Source organism: Actinomadura craniellae, from assembly GCF_003289645.1.
Classification (GTDB): domain Bacteria; phylum Actinomycetota; class Actinomycetes; order Streptosporangiales; family Streptosporangiaceae; genus Actinomadura_D; species Actinomadura_D craniellae.
Genome location: NZ_QLYX01000023.1, coordinates 78,360 through 98,384 on the forward strand (window position 1 = coordinate 78,360; position 20,025 = coordinate 98,384).

Below are 20,025 nucleotides of genomic sequence, written 5' to 3' on the forward strand. Positions count from 1 at the left end.
GCATGCAGACGGCCGGTTGTCGATACTTTCGGTATCGAGATACTCACTCTTCGCGCTTTTTCGGGTTGCGTGGGGAGCTGCGAGCGGCGAGGGGGCGGGAGCCGGCGGTGACCCTGCGACAGCGGCGGGACGACACGGGCGAGCTGGTGACCCGGGCGGCCGAGGGCGACCCGGCCGCCTGGACGGCGCTGGTCGACCGGTACACGGGGTTGCTCTGGGCGATCGCCCGGTCCTACGGGCTGGAGCCGGCGGACGCCTCGGATGTGGTGCAGACGACCTGGCTCCGGCTGGTGGAGCGGATCGGTACGATCCGCGATCCGGCCGCGACCGGCGGCTGGCTGGCCGTGACCGCCCGGCACGAGAGCGCGCGGACGGCCGGGCGACGGATTCCGGCCGCGCCGTACGTCCCGCCCCCGCCCGGCCGTCCCGACGAGGTCGTCCTGGCCCGGGAGCGGCTGGCCCAGGTCGCCGCGGCCCTGCGGGCGCTGCCCAGCCGGTGCCGGTCGCTGCTGCGGCTGTTCGCGCTGGCCCCGGCCGGCTATGCCGAGGTCGCGGCGGCACTGGACATTCCCGTCGGCAGCGTGGGGCCGACCCGGGCCCGCTGCCTGGCCAAGCTCCGGCGGAGGCTGGCCGGTGAGCCCGGTGAACGATGACGAGCTGATGGACCGGGTGCGGGCGGTGTTCGCGACGCTGGAGCCCGTCCCCGGCGGTGTTCGCGCGGCCGGGCTGGCCGCGTTCGGCTTCCGCGATCCGGACGCCGCCCTCCTGGAGCTCACCACCGAACTCACCGCGGCCGGGCCGGCCACCGGGGTGCGCGGTGGCCGGCCGCGCGCGTTCACCTTCACCGGGACCGGCCTGGCCGTGGAGGTCGAAGTCACCGGGGAGGGGCGGAGCCTGGAGATCGTCGGTCAGCTCGTCCCGCCCGGCCCCGCGCAGGTGCGCGTCCGGTGCTCGACCGGCGAGCTGACCTGCCGGGTGGACGCCGCGGGCCAGTTCGCCGTCACCGGCGTCCCCGCCGGCCCGGTCAGCCTGCTGTTCCGCCTCCCCGACGCCGCCTCCATCGTCACCAGCTGGGTCTGCCTGTGAACCGGTCCGGCGGGGAACTGCTGGCGTTGACGGCGGCCGACCCGCGGCGGGCGTACCGGGCGGCGCTGGCCGCCCTGGAATCCGCGGCGGGCGCGGACCGGCCGCCGCTGCTGCGGGCCGCCGCGGTGGCCGCCAAGGAGATCGGCCGGCTGGACGACGGGCTCGCCCACCTGGCGGAGGCACTGGCCGTCGCACAGTCCCTGGGGGCGCCCTACGAGGCGGCCCTGACCCGGACGCACCTGGTCGGGTTGCTCGCGGCGCGAGGCGAGTTGGGCAGGGCGCTGGCGGCCGCCGCCGCGGCCGAGCCGGTGCTGCGCGGCGCCGATGCCGACCGGCTGGCCGCCAACCGGGCCTGCGCACTGGCCCGGTACGGGCGGTTGAAGGAGGCCGAGCGGGTGGCCACCGGGGTGCTGCCCCGGCTGCGCCGGAACGGCGACCCGGCGGTTCTGGCCGGGCTGCTCGCCAACCTGGGGCTGGCCGTCGCGCTGCGCGGCGACCTGGCCGCCGCCGAGGACGCGCTGCTGGAGGCCGTGCGGGTGGCGGAGCGGGCCGGGGCCCGGCACCAGGCCGCCATGAACCGCGCCAACCTGGCGTTCGTCGCCTCCCGGCGGGGCGACGTGCCGCGGGCGCTGCGGCTGTACGCCGCCGCCGAGCCCGGGCTGTTCGGCGAGCGCATCGCGCAGTGCCGGTTCGACCAGGCCGAGACCCTCATCGCGGCCGGGCTGCCCGGGGAGGCCCGGCCGCTGCTGGAGTCCACCCTGCACGAGGTGACCGTCCGGCGGTACGGCTGCGACCTGGCCGACGGGCTGCTGCTGCTCGCCCACGCGGAACTCGCCGACGGCGATCCGGAGAAGGCCGCCGGCACTGCCGAGCTCGCCCGGGCCGCCTTCGCCGGGCAGGAGCGCACCGGCTGGATGCTCCAGGCCGAGCACCTGTTGCTGCGGGCCCGGTGGAGCGCCGGCGACCGGTCACCGGTGTTCTTCCAGACCGCCGTGGTCACGGCCGGCCGGCTGGCGCGGGGCGGCTGGGCGCCGGCCGCGGCCGACGCCCACATCATCGCCGCGCTGCTGGCCCTCCGGCTGGGCCGGCCGGCCGCACCGTTGCTGGCCCGGATCGGCGCGGTGCAACGCGAGGGACCCGCCGCGCTGCGGGTCGCCGCCTGGCACGCGACCGCGCTGGACCGGTGGAGCCGGGGCGACCGGCGCGGGACGGCGGCCGCCGTCCGGGCCGGGCTGCGGGTGATGGCCGAGTACGCCGAGGTGTTCGGCGCGCTGGAACTCCGGGCCCATGCCGCCGGGCTCGGGACCGAGCTGGCCAGGCTGGGGCTGCGGCTGGCCCGCTCCGGACGCGAACTGCTGGTCGCCGAGGAACGGCGGCGGGCGCTCCTCCGCCGGCCCCGCGCCGTCCGCCCGCCGGCAGATCCGCACCGGGCGGCGCTGCTCGCCGAGCTGCGCCGGGTCAGCGCCGAGCACGCGGCGGCGACCGCGCGCGGCGAGGACGCCGCCCCGGCGGCCGGCCGGTTGCTCCGCCTGGAGTCGGCCCTCCGTGCTCACGCCCGGCGGAGCCCCGGCCCGGCCGCCGGAACCGGCCGGCCGGGGGATGTGGCCGGGGAGCTGGTGCGGGAGCTGGGCGACCGGGCGCTCGTGGAGTTCGTCCTCGTCGACGGCGAACTGCACGCCGCGGTCGTCGCGGGTGGGCGGTGCCGCCGGGTGGCGCTGGGGAGTTACGCGGCCATGGCCCAGGAGACCCGGGTGCTCCGGTTCGCGCTGCGGCGGCTGGTGCTGTGCGGCGACGAGCACCCGCCGGCCCGCGCCGGGCTGGCCGGCGCGGCCCGGCGGCTCGACGCGCTGCTGGTCCAGCCGTTGCGCCGGGCGCTCGGCGACCGGGACCTCGTGCTCGCCCCGACCGCGGAGCTGCACGCGCTGCCCTGGGCCGTGCTGCCCTCGCTCGCCGGCCGGCCGCTGACCCTCGTCCCTTCCGCCGCCGCCTGGCTGCACGCCGTGACGCCCCGGCGACCCGTACGCTCCCCCGGCCCGGAGGTGCATCCCCCGCATGGTCGCGCTCCCGGCACGCCCTGCGGCGGGCGGGTGGTGCTGGTGGCCGGACCGGGACTGGAATGCGCGGAGGCCGAGGTGGCGGCGCTGACCGGGATGTACCCGGCGGCCACGGTACTGCGCGGCGCGGCGGCCCGGGTCGAGGAGGTGCGGCGGGCGCTGGACGGCGCCTCGCTCGCGCACCTGGCGGCGCACGGTGAGTTCCGGGACGGCAACGCCCTGCTATCGCGCCTACGGCTGGCCGACGGGCCGATGCTGGGCCACGACCTGGAGGAGCTGGCGGCGCCCCCGCCGCTGGTCGTGCTCTCGGCGTGCGACGCCGGCCGGGCCGGGGCGGGCGACGCGGTGACGGGCATGGTGGGGGTCCTGCTGGCGCTGGGCGCCGCCACCGTGGTGGCCGGTGTGACGCCCGTGCGGGACTCCGCCGCCCGGGACCTGATGGAGCGCTTCCACCGGGGTCTCACGGCCGGACACTCGCCGGCGCGGGCGCTGGCCGCCCTGCCCCGCACCCTGGGCGACCTCGGCTTCCTGTGCTTCGGCGCCGGCTGACCTGGGAGCGGGTGTCAGGGCCCGTCCGGCGCCTCACCTCGCCCGTGCACCGCGCGGACCGCACCGCTCACTCCCTCGGCTCGGCAGCGCCGGCCTGTCGCCGCACCTCACTCGTTCACTCCGCGGACCGCTCGTCCCTCACGGCCCACTCCGCTCACTCCCTCGGCTCGGCGACGGCGGTGAGCAGGGGGACGAGCTGTTCCTCGGGGATCAGCGAGCCGTGCATGCCGAGCAGCGCCGACGCCGTCGGCTCCTGCCGGGTGGCGATGATCGCCAGGTCGCCGTGCGGCACCGCGAGCACATCGCCGACCCGGGGCAGCAGCCCGGGCTCGACCCGGCCGAACCAACCGGCCGTCACCACCTCCTCGCGGGTGCACACCCAGGCCCGGTCGCCGAGCAGCCCGCTCCAGGTGGCGAGCACGTCGGCGGCGGCGCCCGGCAGCGCGTACACGTGGCGGGCGCGGGCCTCGCCGCCGAGCTGGGCGACCCCGGCCCGCAGCTCGGCGACCTCGTCCGCGTCGATGCGGTCGCTCGGGTTCACCATGCCGTGGTCGGCGGTCACGTACAGCGCGGCACCCGGGGGGAGTACCCCGGCGAGCCGTTCGGCGAGCAGGTCGACGAAGCGGAGCTGGTGCAGCCAGTGCGCCGAGCCCGCCCCGAAGAGGTGGCCGGTGGAATCGAGGTCGGGGTGGTAGACCGTGATGTAGGACCGGTCGCCCTCCCGTAGCGCCCACTCCGCCTGCGCGACGAGCTGGCCGAGGCTGTCGGCCGGCAGGTAGCTGGCCCCGCGCGCGGTGGCCACGCTCAGCCCGGAGCCCTCGTAGCGGCCCGAGGCCACGTAGCCGACGTTCACCCCGTCGGCGGCGGCGCGCTGGTAGGCGGTGTCGGCCGGCTGGAAGGTGAGCGGATCGACCTCGTCGGTCCACTTCAGGCAGTTCAGCAACCGTCCGGTGCCCGGGATCGGGATCTGGATGCCGAACAGCCCGTGCCCGCCCGGTGGCAGCCCGGTGCCCAGCGAGGCGAGGCTGGTCGCGGTGGTGGCCGGGAATCCCGCGGTCAGCGCCCGTCCCGGCAGTGACGACAGGAAGGGGGCCTCCTCGGGGTGGGCGCGCAGCAGTTCCCAGCCCAGCCCGTCGATGACCAGGAGGCAGATGCGCGGCACCGGGGGCAGGCCGAGCACGTCGATGCCGCCGGGAACGCCCAGCGCGGCGAGCACCGAAGGGGCCAGGTCGGCCAGCGATCCGGTTCCGTACTGCGGGACCGGCGGGGCCGTCACGAGCTGGTCGCCCTGGTCAGCGCCTGTGCGAACGCCAGCACCTGGGTCACCGCGTCGGCGCCGTCGGCGGCCTCGCTCACCCGCAGCGGCAGGTCCTCGACCGTGATGGTGCCGGTGTAGCCGTGGTCGGCCTCGCAGTTCTCGTCACCGCAGTCGGCCGGTTCGAGGTCGACGTGGGAGACGGTGCCCCAGCCGATGGTCAGGACCACTTCCGTGGGCGGCATTCCCGGCTCGTACGCGGCCGGGTCGGGCACCACCCTGGTCACCGAGACCGACCGGACCGAGCTCAGGCGCACCGACTCGGTGGTGGTCGAGGCGTGCGGCCGGGGCATGGCCTCGCTCGGCGGGTGCTCGTCGGTGTGGCAGACCAGCAACCGGCTCGGCGACAGGACGAGCACCGTCAGATGCCGCCGTACCTCCATCGCCGGGTCGAAGGCCGCCTCGTGGTGGACGACGTAGGAGAGCACGGTCTCGTTGGCCAGCGCCGACTCGACCGCGTCCGCGACCAGGTCGGGGTAGTAGCCGCTGCGCTCGATGGCCGTGCGCAGGCCGTGGGCCGTCGCTCGGGTGTCCCTCATGGCCCCCATCCTGCCCTGTTCCGGGCGTGGCGCGCACATGCCCGGCCCGGTGGGTAGGGAAAGAACATGAACCTCAAGGACCCCTTGCCCTCCCCCCCGCCCGTACCTCCCCCGCCCCGGCCCGATCCGCCCGGGCCCCGGCCGCCCATTCCGGAGCCGGAACCGCCGGTGCCCGTCCCCGAGCCGCCGCCCGGACCCCCGCCGCCCGCACCCCGTCCACCGCAGCCGGTACCGACCCCGCCGCCGAGCCCCATCCCGCCCACCCCGGAACCCCAGCCCACCCCCGAGCCCGAACCCGCCTGAGCCGAGGGAGTGAGCGGAGTGGGCCGCGCAGCGAACGAGCGAGGCGAGGGCGGAGAACAGCACAGCCTGAGCCGAGGGAGTGAGCGGAGTGGGCCGCGAGGGACGAGCGGAGTGGGCCGCGAGGGACGAGCGGAGTGGGCCGCGGCGGCCGTCCGGTCAGAGGGCCGGCATGCGGCGGGGAGAGAGCTCCAGCCGGGGGTTGCGCGGCCGGTGCAGGCTGACCGAGACCCCGGTGATCGTGACGCCGGAGGGCGCCGCGAGCACCGGGTCGAGTTCCACCAGGGCCACCTCGGGCAGGTCGCCGGCCAGCCGGGCCACCCGCAGCAGCAGGTCCTCCAGCGCTCCGACGTCGACCGGCTCGGCGCCCCGGTGCCCGAACAGCAGCGGCGCGCTGCGCACGGCCCGCACGAGTTCGGCCGCCTCGACGTCGGTGAGCGGGGCCAGCCGGTACGCCCGGTCGTCGAGGAGCGCCGCGGCGACGTCGGTCAGCCCGAACGAGACGACGGCGCCGAAGGACGGGTCCTCCATGGCGACGATCCTGACCGGGACGCCGCCCGTCGCGTCGGCCCGCTCGATGCCGTAGCAGCCCAGCAGTTCGGCGGCCTGGTCGGCGGGCAGCCGCACGGTCTCGTCCCGGTCGCCGAGCAGGCGGTCCACCAGGTCCCGGGCCCGGCTCTGGCAGGCCGGCTCCACCGGCGGGATCCGGCCCTGCGGGCGGCGGCGCCACGCGGCGTACCGGGTGGCGAAGCCCAGCGCCCGCAGCGCGTCCTCGGGGGTGGAGTAGGAGGGCACCGAGCCGGGGGCCGCGCTCGTCGTGCCCCCGTCGGCGGTGCTGCGCAGTTCGGTGGGCATCCCCTTGGCGCCGAGGTAGGTCGCCACGATCGGTTTGGGGCTGTTCGCCGCGATCCGGACGATCGTCTCGGCCACCCGGGGGTCGACCAGTTCCTTCCACCCGCCCTGGGGCGGGACGGTCATGCTGTCGAGCCAGGCGCCGCCGCCGGGCCCGACGATCGACGGGGCGTAGATCACCACGATGGAGTCCACCGAGGCGTCTTCGACGGCCGCGGCCAGCGCCGCCTCGTACTCCGCCGCTCCGGCCCGCGGGCCCAGCCCCACCGGCTCGCCGGGGGTGAGCGCGAGCGCCGTCGCCGCGTCCTGGGCGAGCAGGCCCAGCGAGGTGGAGTTGTCGACGATCGCCACCCGGTGTCCGGTGGGCAGCGGCTGGTAGGCCAGTAGCTGGGCGACGTCGAACAGCTGCGACAGCCCGTCCACCCGGATCACTCCGGCCTGCTCGAACAGCGCGCTCACCGCGTGGTCGGGCAGGCTCAGTGCGCGCACCGCGTGGCCGGGCGGCACGCCCTGCGTGCTGCGCCCGCTCTTGACCGCCACGATCGGCTTGGTCCGGCTCAGCCTGCGGGCCAGCCGGGCGAACTTGCGGGGGTTGCCCAGCGATTCCAGGTAGAGCAGGACGACCCTGGTGGCGGGGTCCTCCTCCCAGTACTGCATCAGGTCGTTGCCCGACACGTCGGCCCGGTTGCCCGCGGACACGAACGTCGACAGGCCGAGGCCGCGCTCGGCGGTCCGCTGGAGGATCGCGATGCCCAGGGCGCCTGACTGGGAGAAGAAGCCGATCGGGCCGCGCCCGGGGGTGGTGGGGGCCAGCGACGCGTTGAGCCGGACCGCCGGGTCGCTGTTGGCGATGCCCAGGCAGTTGGGGCCGACCACGCGCATGCCGTTGGCCCGGGCCAGCCGCATCAGCTCGTCCTGGCGGGCCTTGCCGTCGGGGCCGCTCTCGCCGAAGCCGGACGAGACGACCACCAGGCCGTGCACCCCCTTGCCGGCGCACTGCTCGACGACCTCGTGCACCGCCTCGGCGGGCACCGCCACCACCGCGAGGTCCACCGGGTCGGGGATGTCGAGGACGGTCGGGTGGGCCCGCACCCCGGCCACCGCGGTCGCCGTCGGGTGCACCGGGTAGACCGGGCCGTCGAAGTCGCCGCGCAGCAGATGGCGCAGCACCGTCTGGCCGACGCTGTGCTCGACCCGGCTCGCGCCGATCACCGCCACTGACCGGGGGAACAGCAGCCGCTGGATCGACCGCGACTCGGCGCGGTGCTCGCGGGCCACCATGACCTCCAGGGACGTCTCGGTGGGCTCCAGGTCCAGGGTGAGCTCGATGACACCGTCCTCGAACCGCTGCTCGGCGCGGTAGCCGACGTCGCGGAACACCTTGGTCATCCGGCGGTTGTCGGGCAGCACGCTGGCCACGAAGCGGCGCAGGCCACGCTCGCGGGCGGCGGCGGCGATGTGCTCCAGCAGGATGGAGCCGAGCCCGCGGCCCTGGTGGGCATCCTCCACCACGAACGCCACCTCGGCGGTGTCGGGCAGGCGCTCGATCCGGTCGTAGCGCACCACCGCGATCATCGCGCCGCCGACCGTGGCGATCAACGCCACCCGGCGGTGGTGGTCGACGGTCGTCAGGTGCTCGATCTCCCGGTCGGTCAGCCGGGGGCGTGGCGAGAAGAAGCGGTAGTAGATCGACTCGGCCGACAGCCGGGAGTAGAAGGCCCGCAGCAGATCGGCGTCCTCGCTCCGGATCGGGCGCAACTGCGCGGTGCCGCCGTCCGCGACGATGACATCGGCTTCCCAATGATCCGGGTACGGGGCGTTCACCCTCCGAGGGTAAGGCACCGAGGTCCGGCGGGCCGGAACGGTCCGCGGCCGTTTTGGTACGGCGACAATGCACACTGTTCGCGGTTTCGCTGCGCGTTCGAGACCTATTCGGGGGCAGGAAGCTGTTACGGTCGAGCACACGCCCCGGGAAGCCCGGGAACCGGGCCGTGTTGATCGAGGTGATGACGGCATGACGCGCGTGGTCGTGGTCGGCGATCTCATGACCGACGCCGTGGCACGAGCGGCCTTCCCGCTGGCCAAGGGCAGTGACACGCCGGCGGCGGTGACGATGCACGGCGGCGGTTCAGGGGCCAACGTGGCCGCCTGGCTCGCCATCGACGGAGTCGACGTGGCCTTCGTGGGACGCCGCGGCTCCGACATCGCGGGACGTAACCGCGACATGGAACTGATGGGGTACGGGGTCGACGCCCGCCTGGTCATGGACGCCGAGCGGCCCACCGGGACGTGCGTGGTGCTGGTCACCCACAAGGGCGACCGCACGATGCTCTCCGACCCCGGGGCCAACGCGGCGCTGCTGCCCGAGGACATCCCCCAGGATCTGTTCAGCCAGGGCTCGCACCTGCACCTGTCGGGGTACGCCCTGCTCAACGAGGGTTCCCGGCAGGCCGCCAAGCACGCCCTCAACCTGGGCCGCAAGGCGCAGATGTCGATCTCCGTGGACGGTGGTTCCTCGTCCCCGCTCAAGCGGATGGGCGCCGAGCCGTTCCTGGAGTGGACTCAGGGTGCCCGGCTGCTGGTGGTGAACACCGACGAGGCCGAGGTGCTGACCGGGCGCGAGCAGCCCGATCAGGCCGCCAAGGTGCTCACGGCCTGGTACCCCCAGGTGGTCATCAAGATGGGCGCCGACGGCGCGCTGTGGTACACCAACGGCCGGCCCGAGCCGATCGTGGTGGAGGCCGCGCCGATCGACAAGATCATTGATGGTACGGGCGCCGGTGACGCCTTCGTCGCCGGCTTCCTGGCCCCCTGGCTCGACGGCAAGCCCCCGGCCGAGGCCCTGTCGGCCGGTTGCCGGCTGGCGGCCACGGCCATGGCCCACATCGGCGCCCGCCCCACCCTGGACATCCAGGACAACCCCATCCGCTGAACCTGCGGAACGGGCGCGGCCGGGCGGTGACCGCCCCCCGGCCGCGATCGCCTCGGGTTCAATTGGGGACGGCCAGGACCAGGGGAAGGACCGCGGGTGCGCCGGCCTCGCGCAGCAGCCGGGCCGCCACGGTGAGGGTCCAGCCGGTCTCGGTGCGGTCGTCGACCAGCAGGATCGGGCCGGGGGCGGCGGCGACGGTTTCGGCGAGCTCCGCGGGCAGGGTGAGCGCGGACCAGACCGAACGCAGCCGCTGGGCGCTGTTGTGCCGGCGGGGCACGGCGGGGCCGGCGGGCTCCAGCTCGCCCAGGTAGGGCAGCCGCCCGAGCTGGGCGATCCGGCGGCCGAGCCCGGTGACCAGTTCGGGCCGGGTGCGGGAACCGACCGTGACCACCCCGGCGGGACGTTCGGCCCAGTTCCAGGCGGCCAGCACCTCGACCACGGCGCCGAACAGGTCGTCCGGCACCGGGCCGTCGGGAGCCCCCTCGGCCAGCAGGGTGCGCAGCCGGTTCCCCCACCCGATGTCGGTGAGCCGGCCCAGCGCCCGGCCCGGCTCAGCGAGCCGGTCGGCGGGGATCCGGCCGGACACCCCCAGGTCGGACATGCCGGTGGGCCACATGCGGCGCGGCGCCACCTCCACCCCCGGGCGGCGCAGCCGCTCGCGGGCCTGCTCGGCCGACGCCCCGGACACCTCGGCGGGCCAGTGCCGCCCGGTGCAGTTGTCGCAGCGGCCGCACGGCCGGGCCGCGGGGTCGTCGAGCCCGGCCCGCAGGAACTCCATCCGGCAGGAACCGGTGGCGATGTAGTCGAGCATGGCCCGCTGCTCGGCGGCGCGGGCGGCGGCGACCCGGGCGTACCGGTCGGCGTCGTAGGACCACTCGTGCCCGGTGCCGACCCAGCCGCCCTTGACCCTGCGGACGGCCCCGTCGACGTCGAGCACCTTGAGCATCATCTCCAGCCGGCCCCGGTTGAGGTCGACCCTGGGTTCCAGTGCCCCGGTGGACAGCGGCCGGCCGGCGTCGGCCAGCACCTCCAGGGTGGTGCGCACCACCGGCTCCGGCGGGAAGGCCAGGCTCGCGAAGTAGGCCCAGATGTCGCGGTCTTCGGGGCCGGGCAGCAGGATCACCTCGGCCCGCTCCACCCCGCGCCCGGCCCGGCCGATCTGCTGGTAGTAGGCGACCGGCGACTGCGGCGCCCCCATGTGCACGATGAACCCCAGGTCGGGCTTGTCGTAGCCCATGCCCAGCGCGCTGGTGGCGACCAGTGCCTTGAGCTTGTTGTCGAGCAGGTCGCGCTCGGCCTGCAGCCGTTCAGCCTGCTCGGTCTGCCCCGAGTAGGCGGCCACCTCGTACCCGCGGTCGCGCAGGAACGCGGCGATCTCGTGGGCGGCGGCGACGGTGAGCGTGTAGACGATGCCCGAGCCGGGCAGCTCGTCGAGCCGTTCAGCCAGCCAGGCGAGCCGCCGCTCGGCGTCGGGCAGCCGGACGACCGCCAGTCGCAGGCTCTCCCGTTCCAGCGGCCCGCGCAGCACCAGCGGGTCGGCGCCGGCGAGCTGCTCGGCCACGTCCCGGGTGACCCGGGCGTTGGCGGTGGCGGTGGTGGCCAGCACGGGGACGTCGGGGGCGAGCTCGCCCAGCAGGGTGCGCAGCCGCCGGTAGTCGGGCCGGAAGTCGTGCCCCCAGTCGGAGATGCAGTGCGCCTCGTCGACCACCACCAGCCCGGCGCCGCGGGCCAGGTCGGGCAGCACGTTGTCGCGGAAGTCGGGGTTGTTCAGCCGTTCGGGGCTGACCAACAGCACGTCGACCGCGCCCGCCTCGACCTCGGCGTACACCTCGTGCCAGGCGTCGACGTTGGCGGAGTTGACGGTGCGGGCGCGGATGCCCGCCCGCTCGGCGGCGTCGATCTGGTTGCGCATCAGCGCCAGCAGCGGTGAGACGATCACGGTGGGCCCGGCGCCGCGGTCGCGCAGCAGCCGGGTGGCCACGAAGTAGACGGCGGACTTACCCCAGCCGGTGCGCTGCACCACCAGGGCCCGGCGCCGCTCGACCACCAGGGCCCGGATCGCCGTCCACTGGTCGTCGCGCAGCCGGGCGTGCTCGCCCGCCAGCGCCCGAAGGCACCGTTCGGCCTCCTCGCGCAGGTCGCCTTCCGGACCGTCGTTCGGTTCGCCCGTGCCCATGGTCGTGCCGTCTCCTTCCCTGCGGCGGCTCACCGGCGGCCGCACCCGGATCCTTGGTACCAGCCGCCGGGGACGCCGCGCGCCGGAACGGGGTTCTGTGGATATCCGTTCGCCGCGACCACCGGGGCGGAAATGTCAGTGGGCGCCGGTACGTTCGCCGCATGTTCCGACAAGGAGACATCCTGATCCTGCCCGTGCCGGAGGACTCGGTCACCGAGACCGCGCGGGCGCTGCCGGAGGCCGAGCGCGACGGGCGCGGCCGGCTGGTGCTCGCGCTGGGCGAGGCCACCGGGCACGCGCACGCGGTCGTCGGGCCCGGGACGCTGCTGCGCGACCCCGACCCGGCCGCCCCCGACCACCTGCACCTGCCCTCCGGAGGGCGGCTGGTGCACGAGGAGCACGCGGCGATCTCGCTGCCCAAGGGCTGGTACCGGATCATCCGGCAGCGCGAGTACACGCCCGGCGCGGTGCGGATGGTGGCCGACTGATGACCGCCGTCCTGCGAGCACCGCACGCCGAGACCACCGCCGAGACCGCCGGCTGGTCCGCCACCGCCTTCGCCACCGGCCCGGCCGACCGCGCCCGGGCCGAGGCGGGGGTCCGCGCCGCCTATGCGGCGGCCGGCCTGGCCGCCCCCGAACGCATCGTCTGGGTGCCCTCCCCGGCCCAGGGCGCGGTCGCCGCGGCCCTGCTCGGCGGCGGCGCGCCCGAGGCCGTCCGGGCGCTGCCCGGCGCCGGCCTGGTCACCCCTGAGGAGACCGGGGCGAGCGTGCGCGACGCCGTGCGCACCCGGCCCTGGGAGGCCGCGCGGGCCGCGGCGTACGCCCGGCTCGGGCCGCGCGAGTGGGCGCGGGCCTGGGCGGGCACCGGGGCGCCGCTGTGGGAGCGGGTCAACGAGCTGGTGCTGCGTGTCCGCCGGGGCATCGGCGAGCTGGCCGGCGAAGACGCCGAGCGGGCGCTGCGCGGCGCGACCCTCGACGCCGTGCTCGGCCAGCACGACGCGCCCTGGCTGGCGCTGTTCGACTCCCTCGGCATGACGGGGGACGCCGAGCGGGCCGGGCTCGCGGCCCTGGCCGAGGTGGCGCGGACGGCAGGCTGGTGGTGGCCGTACGAGCGGGTCGCGATCATCTCTGAGCGCCCGGCCGAACTGCACCGCGACGAGCCGGGCCGGCTGCACCGGGGCGACGGTCCCGCGCTGGCCTTCACCGACGGCTTCGCGCTGCACGCCTGGCGTGGCATGCCGATCCCGGCCGACTTCACCGCCACCCTGGCGAACCTGACGGCCGAGCAGATCGGCGCCGAGGAGAACGCCGAGCTCCGCCGGGTGATGCTCGAACACTTCGGGTACGACCGCTACCTGGCCGAGACGGGCGCCCAACCGGTCCACCGCGACGAGACCGGGGTGCTCTGGCGCATCAACCTGGCCGGCGACGAGCCGGTCGTGATGGTCGAGGTCATCAACTCCACGCCCGAGCCCGACGGCTCGCGGCGCACCTACTACCTGCGCGTCCCGCCGAACACCCGCACCGCCCGCCAGGGCGTCGCCTGGACCTTCGGGGTCGACGAGGCCGACTACCGGCCCGAGCAGGAGACCTGACGTCGCGACGGGACGCCGTGCCATCCGGGGGCCATGGCGTCCCGTCCCGCGATCAGGAACCCGGCCGGCCCGGAGATCAGCAGGCAGGCCGGCCCGGACCGCTCGTGTCCAGGTCTGCGGTCAGGTGTCCGGCCGGCCCTTCTCGGGCCGGCGGTCGGCCAGTAGCTGGCCGCGGATGCCCGAGAGGAAGGAGGCGAGAACGTCGATGGCCTCCTCAAGGTCCGGGTAGCGCCCTTCGAGATGGCCCATCGCCATCGTCTCGGTCAGGGCGTTGATGCCGTCGGCGACCATCTCCAGCCGCCGCTCCTGCTGGGGGGTGTCCGCCGGCAGGCCCGCGGCGACGAGGTCCTCCACCATCTGGGCGCGGATCTCGGCGGACCGCCGCCGGGCCGACTCGCCCAGCGGGGACGCCGGGTCGTGCCGGGCCCGCACGCTGAGCCGGAAGAACTCCGGATGGCCGCACATCTTCTCCAGCGGCACCCGGAAGGCGGCGCGCAGCCGCTCGGGGTCGTGGGGGGCCTCGCTCGACCGGCGCCGCGCGTCCCGCACCACCGGGCCGGTCTTCCGGCTGGCCTCCTCGCCGAGCGCCCGCAGCAGGTCTTGCATGTTGCGGAAGTGCACGTAGAAGGTGGACTGCGCGACACCGGCGTTGCGGCAGACGTTGCCCGTCGACAGGCCCGCCTCGCCTTCGGTGTCGAGGATCCGCAACGCGGAGGCGAGCAGCCGGCGCCTGGTCAGGTCCTTGGCCTCGCGCCGGCTGAGTGTCACATCGGGCATCAGATCCTCTGATCCTTCATTTCACCGATAGATCTATCGGTGAACATTGTGCCACCACTGGTGAACAAACATACCCAAGGCTGTTCGTCAACCCATTGCAAATCAATTCACCGATAGTACTATCGGTGAACTCGCGGTCATGATCTCTGGGAGGGACGACGCGTGATCCACGTGACGACTAGACGACGCCTCCGGAGAGCGATCCCCGCGCTGTCCCTCACGACGTGCGCGATCCTGCTCGCCGCGTGCAGCGGCGGCGGCAGCGGAAGCTCCAACCCCACCGCCCCGGGCGGGAAGGCCGTCCCCGGCGGGCGGCTGATCTACGGGCTGGCCGCGGACGCCGACGGCTTCAACCCGAACAAGGACTCGTTCGCCGCACAGACCTACGCGATGGCCGGGACGGTCATCGAGGCGCTGACCGCCATCGACGCCTCCGGCAACTGGCGCCCGAACCTGGCGGAGTCCTTCAAGCCCGCCGAGAAGTACACGCAGTGGACGATCAAGATCCGCAAGGGGATCACGTTCTCCACCGGCGAACCGCTGGACGCCGAGGTGGTCAAAGCCAACCTGGACGCGCAGAAGGCCTCCCCCCTGACCGCGGCGGTCCTCGCGCCGCTGCGCGGCATCGAGGTACTCGACCCCCACACCGTCCAGGTGCACCTCACCACCCCGTGGGTGGGCTTCCCGGCCACGCTCGCCGCCCAGGTCGGCATGATCATTCCCAAGTCGTCGCTGGCCGACCCGGCCAAGGCGAGCCGGCAGCCGGTGGGCACCGGGCCGTTCGTGTTCCGCAGCTACACCCCCGACAACCGCTTCGTCGTGGCGAAGAACCCCAAGTACTGGCGCAAGGGACTGCCCTACCTCGACCAGATCGAGTTCCGGATCCTGCCCGACAACCAGACCAGGGCGCAGACCCTGGAGGCGGGCGGCCTGACCGCCATGGCGACGCTCCGCGACACCGACATCGTGAAGTTCGGCAAGCTCGCCGACCAGGGCGGCTACCGGATGTACCGGGTCGCGGGCATGTCCGTGCCGGAGTTCGCCTTCATGCTCAACACCGCGGTCGCCCCGCTGGACGACCTGCGGGTCCGGCGGGCGCTGGCACACGCCACCGACCGCCAGGCATTCATCAAGACGCTGCGCTCCGGGCTGACCAAGGCGGCCGACGGCCCCTGGTCGCCCGACTCCAAGTGGTACGTCCCGGGCGGCTACCCGGCCTACGACCTGAACCAGGCCAAGGCCCTGGTCGGCGAGTACGAGGGTGAGAAGGGCCCGATCAGGATCGAGCTGCTGAGCGTGCCCGACCCGACGTCGATGCAGAACGCCGAGCTGGCCCAGGACATGTGGCGCAAGGCGGGCATGGACGTCACCATCCGGCAGGCCGACCAGCCCGACCTCATCCAGCGCGCGCTCACCGGCAACTTCTCCGCGACCAACTGGACCCAGTTCATCGCGCCCGATCCCGACGGCGAGTACTCCTGGCTGCACTCGCGGTTCGCCGCCCCGGTCGGCGGGCTCTCCATCAACATGCCCCGGCTCAAGGACCCGCAGCTCAGCGCCGCCCTCGACGCGGGCCGCGGCAACCCCGACGAGGCCGCGCGCAAGCGGGCGTACGCCACCGTGCAGCAGCGCCTGCGCGACCAGCTGCCCTTCCTGTGGATCGACCACCTCACCACCAGCGCGGTGATCACCAAGCCGCAGGTGCGGGGCCTCGACCAGTACACCCTGCCCGACGGGTCGATGGGCAAGGCGCTCAGCGGCACGCCGACCCACCGGTTCGACCAGATCTGGATCAGCAGGTAACCGGGATGGCGCTGGTCGTGCTGCGGCGCCTCGCCCAGCTGATCTTCGTGCTCCTGGTCGTGACGCTCCTCGCGTTCTGGATGATCAACCTGCTGCCCGGCGACCCCGCCATGCAGATCCTCGGCTACGGCGGGGACGAGGCGGCGCTGGCCCAGGTCCGCGCGGAACTCGGCCTGAACGATCCCTTCTGGAGCCGGTACGCCGACTGGCTGGGCGGGGTCGTCACCGGTGACCTGGGGACCTCCTACATTTCGAGCATCCCGGTGGCGGAGTCGCTGGCCGATCGGCTGCCGGTGACCATCGAGCTGCTCGTCCTCTCCCAGGTGATCTCGCTCGGGCTGGCGATCCCCGCCGGCCTGGCCGCGGCCCGCCGGGCGGGCGGGCTGCTGGACCGAGTGCTCACCACCACGAGCTTCGGCCTGCTGTCCACGCCGGTGTTCGTGTCCGGAGTGGTGCTGATCATGGTGTTCGCGGTGCGGTGGCCGCTGCTCCCGGCCACCGGGTACACGCCCTTCACCACCGACCCGGTGGAGAACCTGCGGTCGCTGCTGCTCCCCTCGCTGACGCTCGCCGCCGGGCAGCTCGCGGTTTACGCCCGGCTACTGCGCTCGGACCTGATCGCCACCCTGCAGGAGGACTACATCACCCTGGCCCGGGCCCGGGGCCTGTCGCCCCGGCGCATCCTGTGGCGGCACGCCCTGCGCCCGTCGGCGATCTCGCTGGTCACCGTGATCGGGCTGAACCTGGGCGCGCTCATCGGGGGCGCGGTCATCATCGAGATGCTGTTCGGGCTGCCCGGGGTGGGCCGGCTCATCGTCGACTCGATCTTCGCCCGCGACTACCTGGTGGTGCAGGGCGGGGTGCTGCTCGTCGCGGTCGGCTACGTCGTCGTGAACTTCGCCATCGACCTCCTCTACGGCCTGCTCGACCCGAGGATCCGCCATGCTTCCTGAGCAGAAGACCGTCCCCGCCAAGAAGAGGCGCCGGTTCGGCTGGGGTTTCCGGCTGGCACTGCTGTGGCTCCTCCTGGTGATCGGTGCCGCGCTCACCGCCGACCTGCTACCGCTGCCCGATCCCGGCACCACGCTGACCGGGGAGCCCGAGACCGGCCCGACCCCGGGCCACCCGCTGGGCACCGACGGGCTGGGCCGTGACGTGCTCAGCCGGATGGCCCATGGCGCCCGGGTGTCGCTGGGCGTCGGCCTGGGCGCCGTCTTCCTCGGGCTGCTGATCGGCGGGCCGCTCGGCCTCATCGCCGGTTACTACCGGGGGGTCGTCGACCGGATCATCATGACGGCCAACGACATCGTGCTGGCCTTCCCCGCGCTGGTCTTCGCCCTGGCGGTGATCGCCTTCGCCGGGGCGAGCGTCCGCAACGTGCTCGTCGTGCTGGGGCTGCTCGGGGTGCCGGCCTGGGTCCGGCTGGTCCGCGGCGTGACCCTCGCGTTCGCCCAGCGGGAGTTCGTGACCGCCGCCCGGACGCTGGGCGCCCGCGGCAGCACCGTCATGTGGCGGGAGATCGCCCCGAACGTCGTGCTGCCCGCAGTCTCCTACGCCTTCATCATCATGGCCGTGGTGGTGGTCGCCGAGGGCAGCCTGGCCTTCCTCGGCCTCTCGGTCCAGGCCCCCACGCCTACCTGGGGCGGCATGATCAATGAGGGGCGCAGCACGCTGGAGACCGCCACGCACATCGTCCTCGTGCCGTCCGTCGTGATGTTCCTGACCGTCCTGGCGTTCAACCTCGTCGGCGACCGGCTGCGGGAGCTCACCGACGTCCGGCAGAGCGGCCTGGAGCCGGCGCGCCCCCAGCGCCCGGCGGTCCGGGCGCCCGCCGCCGACGCCGCGCCGGCCCCCCGGCGGGAGGGCCCGCCGCCGCTGCTGGACGTGGTCGACCTGCACACCGGTTTCCGTACCGAACGCGGCCTGGTCCGGGCCGTCGACGGGGTGTCGTTCACCCTCGAACGCGGGCGCACCCTCGCCGTCGTCGGCGAGTCGGGCAGCGGGAAGTCCATGCTCATCCGCTCCATCCTGGGCCTGCTCCCCGGCTCCGGCGTCGAGCGCTCCGGGCACGTCCACCTGGAGGGCGAGGACCTGGCCGGCCGGGGGCCGGAGGACATGCGGAAGGTGCTCGGCACCCGGCTGGCCACCGTCTTCCAGGACCCGATGACCGCGCTCAACCCGGTGCGCACGGTGGGCACCCAGGTCACCGAGCCGCTCCGGGTGCACCGGAAGATGAGCCGGGCCGAGGCGTACGAGACCGCCGAGCGGCTGCTCGCCTCGGTCGGCATCCCCGAGCCGCGCCGGGTGCTGCGCAGCCATCCGCACCAGCTGTCCGGTGGGATGCGGCAGCGGATCACCATCGCAATGGCCCTGTCCTGTGACCCCGAGGTGTTGTTCGCCGACGAGCCGACCACCGCTCTCGACGTCACCGTCCAGCGCCAGATCCTGCGGTTGCTGCACCGGCAGCGGGACGAGCGGGACATGGCGATGGTCCTGGTCAGCCACGACCTGGCGGTGGTGGCCGACCACGCCGACGAGGTGATCGTCATGTACGCGGGGCGGGTGGTGGAGCGCGGGCCGGCGGACGCCCTGTTCACCGCGCCGCGGATGCGCTACACCGAGGCCCTGCTGCGGGCCGCCCCCGACCTGTCGGCGCCTAGCCACAGCCGGCTGGAGGTCATCGAGGGGCGTCCCCCGGACCTCGCCGCTCCCCCGGCCGGCTGCCGCTTCCACCCGCGCTGCCCGTTCGCGCGGGAACGCTGCCGGACGGAGGAGCCCGCGCTGGTCGAGGACACCATCCCCGGCCGTTCCTACGCCTGCTGGTATCCCGCGGGCGAGGTACCCGACGAGGGGACCGAGGAAGGGGCCGGGGACCTGACGGCGGAGGACGGCAACGTGGGGAGCGTGCGGCATGGCGGGTAGCGGGACGGCGCATCTGCGCAACGGCGACGAGGTGCTGCGGGTCGAGAACCTGACGGTCAGGTTCCGGGCGGGCCGCAACCGCACCGTGCACGCGGTCTCGGAGGTGAGTTTCGACGTCGCCCGGGGCGAGACGCTGGGCATCGTCGGCGAGTCGGGGTGCGGCAAGTCCTCCGCCGCCCGGGCGATCATGCAGATGCCGCCGCCGACCTCGGGGTCGGTCCGGCTGAACGGGCAGGAGCTGACCGGGCTGCGCGGCGAGGCGCTCCGGCAGACCCGGCGGCAGCTCCAGATGATCTTCCAGGACCCCATCTCGTCGCTGAACCCGCGCCGGCGGGTGCGCGACATCGTCGCCGAGGGCCCGCGCGTCTGGGGCGCCGAAAACGGCGCCGAGCGGATCGACGAGGCGCTGGAGGCGGTCGGCCTCGACCCGGCCACCGCCGCCGGGCGGCGGCCGCACGAGTTCTCCGGCGGCCAGTGCCAGCGCGTCAGCATCGCCCGCGCCCTGGTGCTCGAACCACAGGTGATCATCTGTGACGAGCCGGTGTCGGCCCTCGACGTGTCGGTGCAGGCCCAGATCCTCAACCTGCTGGAGGACCTGAAGGCCCGCTACCGGCTCACCCTGGTGTTCATCGCGCACGACCTGGCGGTGATCAAGAACATCAGCGACCGTGTCCTGGTGATGTACCTGGGCAAGACCTGCGAGCTCGCCCCCGCCGAGGCGCTGGTCGAACGCCCCGCCCACCCCTACACCCGGGCGTTGCTCTCCGCGGTCCCCCGCGGCCCGCTCCGGCTCACCGCCGCGGAGGAGGAGCGGATGGGTGGCGAGCCGCCCTCCCCGATCGCCCCGCCCAGCGGCTGCCGGTTCCGCACCCGCTGCCCCCGGGCGGACGCCCGCTGCGCGACCGAGGAGCCGCTGATGCGCCCGATCGCCCCCGACCACTGGGTCGCCTGCCACCACCCGGCCCGTGATCCTTCCGCTTTCGAGGCGCCATAGCGCAATGCCACTAAGTTAAGTGTTTGAGTGGTACGGTTCTTGGATGGCTCGAATTGGACAGGTAAAGGTTGCTGACAGCGATTCTTCGTCTGTGCGGTTGACGGATCGTATTTCATTGGGTGTGTTGGC

Annotated in this window: 15 protein-coding genes; 10 read left to right on the top strand and 5 right to left on the bottom strand. The window is 74.4% G+C overall.

The annotated features are described in order from the left end of the window. Positions 1-107 precede the first annotated feature (107 nt). From DPM19_RS33090 to DPM19_RS33100, 3 genes are read left to right on the top strand one after another with little or no spacing between them, the layout of a single operon-like run. Complete coding sequence (locus DPM19_RS33090) at positions 108-653, top strand: RNA polymerase sigma factor (RefSeq protein ID WP_233511068.1); 546 nt, start codon at positions 108-110, stop codon at positions 651-653. Continuing rightward, complete coding sequence (locus DPM19_RS33095) at positions 643-1,086, top strand: hypothetical protein (protein ID WP_146779083.1); 444 nt, start codon at positions 643-645, stop codon at positions 1,084-1,086. Before DPM19_RS33090 ends, DPM19_RS33095 begins: the two co-directional genes overlap by 11 nt. Next, positions 1,083-3,689, top strand: coding sequence for a CHAT domain-containing protein (locus DPM19_RS33100; RefSeq protein ID WP_233511069.1), 2,607 nt, complete (start codon positions 1,083-1,085; stop codon positions 3,687-3,689). Before DPM19_RS33095 ends, DPM19_RS33100 begins: the two co-directional genes overlap by 4 nt. A gap of 154 nt (positions 3,690-3,843) precedes the next feature. On the opposite strand, the gene DPM19_RS33105 is transcribed toward DPM19_RS33100, so the two are convergent. The 3 genes from DPM19_RS33105 to DPM19_RS33120 all read right to left on the bottom strand — a co-directional run bounded on the left by DPM19_RS33105 (position 3,844) and on the right by DPM19_RS33120 (position 8,519). Continuing rightward, positions 3,844-4,965: an alkaline phosphatase family protein gene (locus DPM19_RS33105; protein ID WP_111872038.1), complete on the bottom strand. Its 1,122-nt coding sequence runs from the start codon at positions 4,963-4,965 to the stop codon at positions 3,844-3,846. Further along, entirely contained in the window at positions 4,962-5,543 is a 582-nt protein-coding gene (locus tag DPM19_RS33110) for a DUF5998 family protein (RefSeq protein WP_111872039.1), read from the bottom strand. The genes DPM19_RS33105 and DPM19_RS33110 overlap by 4 nt, the downstream gene beginning before the upstream one ends. A 459-nt stretch (positions 5,544-6,002) precedes the next feature. After that, positions 6,003-8,519, bottom strand: coding sequence for a bifunctional acetate--CoA ligase family protein/GNAT family N-acetyltransferase (locus DPM19_RS33120; RefSeq protein WP_233511071.1), 2,517 nt, complete (start codon positions 8,517-8,519; stop codon positions 6,003-6,005). Positions 8,520-8,709: 190 nt separating this feature from the next. Between DPM19_RS33120 and DPM19_RS33125 the strand changes: the two genes are divergently transcribed. Further along, positions 8,710-9,627 (top strand): carbohydrate kinase family protein, encoded by a 918-nt coding sequence (locus tag DPM19_RS33125; RefSeq protein WP_111872042.1) that lies wholly within the window; start codon positions 8,710-8,712, stop codon positions 9,625-9,627. A gap of 58 nt (positions 9,628-9,685) precedes the next feature. On the opposite strand, the gene DPM19_RS33130 is transcribed toward DPM19_RS33125, so the two are convergent. Further along, positions 9,686-11,803, bottom strand: coding sequence for a RecQ family ATP-dependent DNA helicase (locus DPM19_RS33130; RefSeq protein WP_111872043.1), 2,118 nt, complete (start codon positions 11,801-11,803; stop codon positions 9,686-9,688). A gap of 161 nt (positions 11,804-11,964) precedes the next feature. On the opposite strand from DPM19_RS33130, the gene DPM19_RS33135 reads away from it, so the two are divergent. Together DPM19_RS33135 and DPM19_RS33140 are read left to right on the top strand one after the other, a co-directional pair. After that, complete coding sequence (locus DPM19_RS33135) at positions 11,965-12,291, top strand: hypothetical protein (RefSeq protein ID WP_111872044.1); 327 nt, start codon at positions 11,965-11,967, stop codon at positions 12,289-12,291. Beyond that, the gene (locus tag DPM19_RS33140; protein WP_111872045.1) at positions 12,291-13,400 is read left to right on the top strand and encodes a DUF6745 domain-containing protein; all 1,110 of its coding nucleotides are present in this window, start codon (positions 12,291-12,293) and stop codon (positions 13,398-13,400) included. Before DPM19_RS33135 ends, DPM19_RS33140 begins: the two co-directional genes overlap by 1 nt. Positions 13,401-13,520: 120 nt before the next feature. Here DPM19_RS33140 and DPM19_RS33145 read toward each other — a convergent pair whose 3' ends face one another. Next, the gene (locus DPM19_RS33145; protein WP_111872046.1) at positions 13,521-14,177 is read right to left on the bottom strand and encodes a TetR/AcrR family transcriptional regulator; all 657 of its coding nucleotides are present in this window, start codon (positions 14,175-14,177) and stop codon (positions 13,521-13,523) included. 171 nt (positions 14,178-14,348) lie between these two features. Between DPM19_RS33145 and DPM19_RS33150 the strand changes: the two genes are divergently transcribed. The 4 genes from DPM19_RS33150 to DPM19_RS33165 are packed head-to-tail and all read left to right on the top strand — an operon-like array spanning position 14,349 to position 19,896. Continuing rightward, positions 14,349-15,980: an ABC transporter substrate-binding protein gene (locus tag DPM19_RS33150; RefSeq protein WP_146779084.1), complete on the top strand. Its 1,632-nt coding sequence runs from the start codon at positions 14,349-14,351 to the stop codon at positions 15,978-15,980. A 5-nt stretch (positions 15,981-15,985) separates the two neighbouring features. Further along, the gene (locus DPM19_RS33155) at positions 15,986-16,933 is read left to right on the top strand and encodes an ABC transporter permease (protein ID WP_111872048.1); all 948 of its coding nucleotides are present in this window, start codon (positions 15,986-15,988) and stop codon (positions 16,931-16,933) included. After that, positions 16,923-18,902, top strand: coding sequence for a dipeptide/oligopeptide/nickel ABC transporter permease/ATP-binding protein (locus DPM19_RS36635; protein WP_111872049.1), 1,980 nt, complete (start codon positions 16,923-16,925; stop codon positions 18,900-18,902). The genes DPM19_RS33155 and DPM19_RS36635 overlap by 11 nt, the downstream gene beginning before the upstream one ends. After that, positions 18,892-19,896, top strand: a complete 1,005-nt coding sequence (locus DPM19_RS33165) for an ABC transporter ATP-binding protein (RefSeq protein ID WP_111872050.1) — start codon at positions 18,892-18,894, stop codon at positions 19,894-19,896. The genes DPM19_RS36635 and DPM19_RS33165 overlap by 11 nt, the downstream gene beginning before the upstream one ends. Positions 19,897-20,025 lie beyond the last annotated feature (129 nt).

Coding starts and splice junctions, on each gene's coding strand:
- DPM19_RS33110 (WP_111872039.1), bottom strand. CDS start 5,543: ATGAGGGACACCCGAGCGACGGCCCACGGCCTGCGCACGGCCATCGAG.
- DPM19_RS33125 (WP_111872042.1), top strand. CDS start 8,710: ATGACGCGCGTGGTCGTGGTCGGCGATCTCATGACCGACGCCGTGGCA.
- DPM19_RS33130 (WP_111872043.1), bottom strand. CDS start 11,803: ATGGGCACGGGCGAACCGAACGACGGTCCGGAAGGCGACCTGCGCGAG.
- DPM19_RS33135 (WP_111872044.1), top strand. CDS start 11,965: ATGTTCCGACAAGGAGACATCCTGATCCTGCCCGTGCCGGAGGACTCG.
- DPM19_RS33140 (WP_111872045.1), top strand. CDS start 12,291: ATGACCGCCGTCCTGCGAGCACCGCACGCCGAGACCACCGCCGAGACC.
- DPM19_RS33145 (WP_111872046.1), bottom strand. CDS start 14,177: ATGCCCGATGTGACACTCAGCCGGCGCGAGGCCAAGGACCTGACCAGG.
- DPM19_RS33155 (WP_111872048.1), top strand. CDS start 15,986: ATGGCGCTGGTCGTGCTGCGGCGCCTCGCCCAGCTGATCTTCGTGCTC.
- DPM19_RS36635 (WP_111872049.1), top strand. CDS start 16,923: ATGCTTCCTGAGCAGAAGACCGTCCCCGCCAAGAAGAGGCGCCGGTTC.
- DPM19_RS33165 (WP_111872050.1), top strand. CDS start 18,892: ATGGCGGGTAGCGGGACGGCGCATCTGCGCAACGGCGACGAGGTGCTG.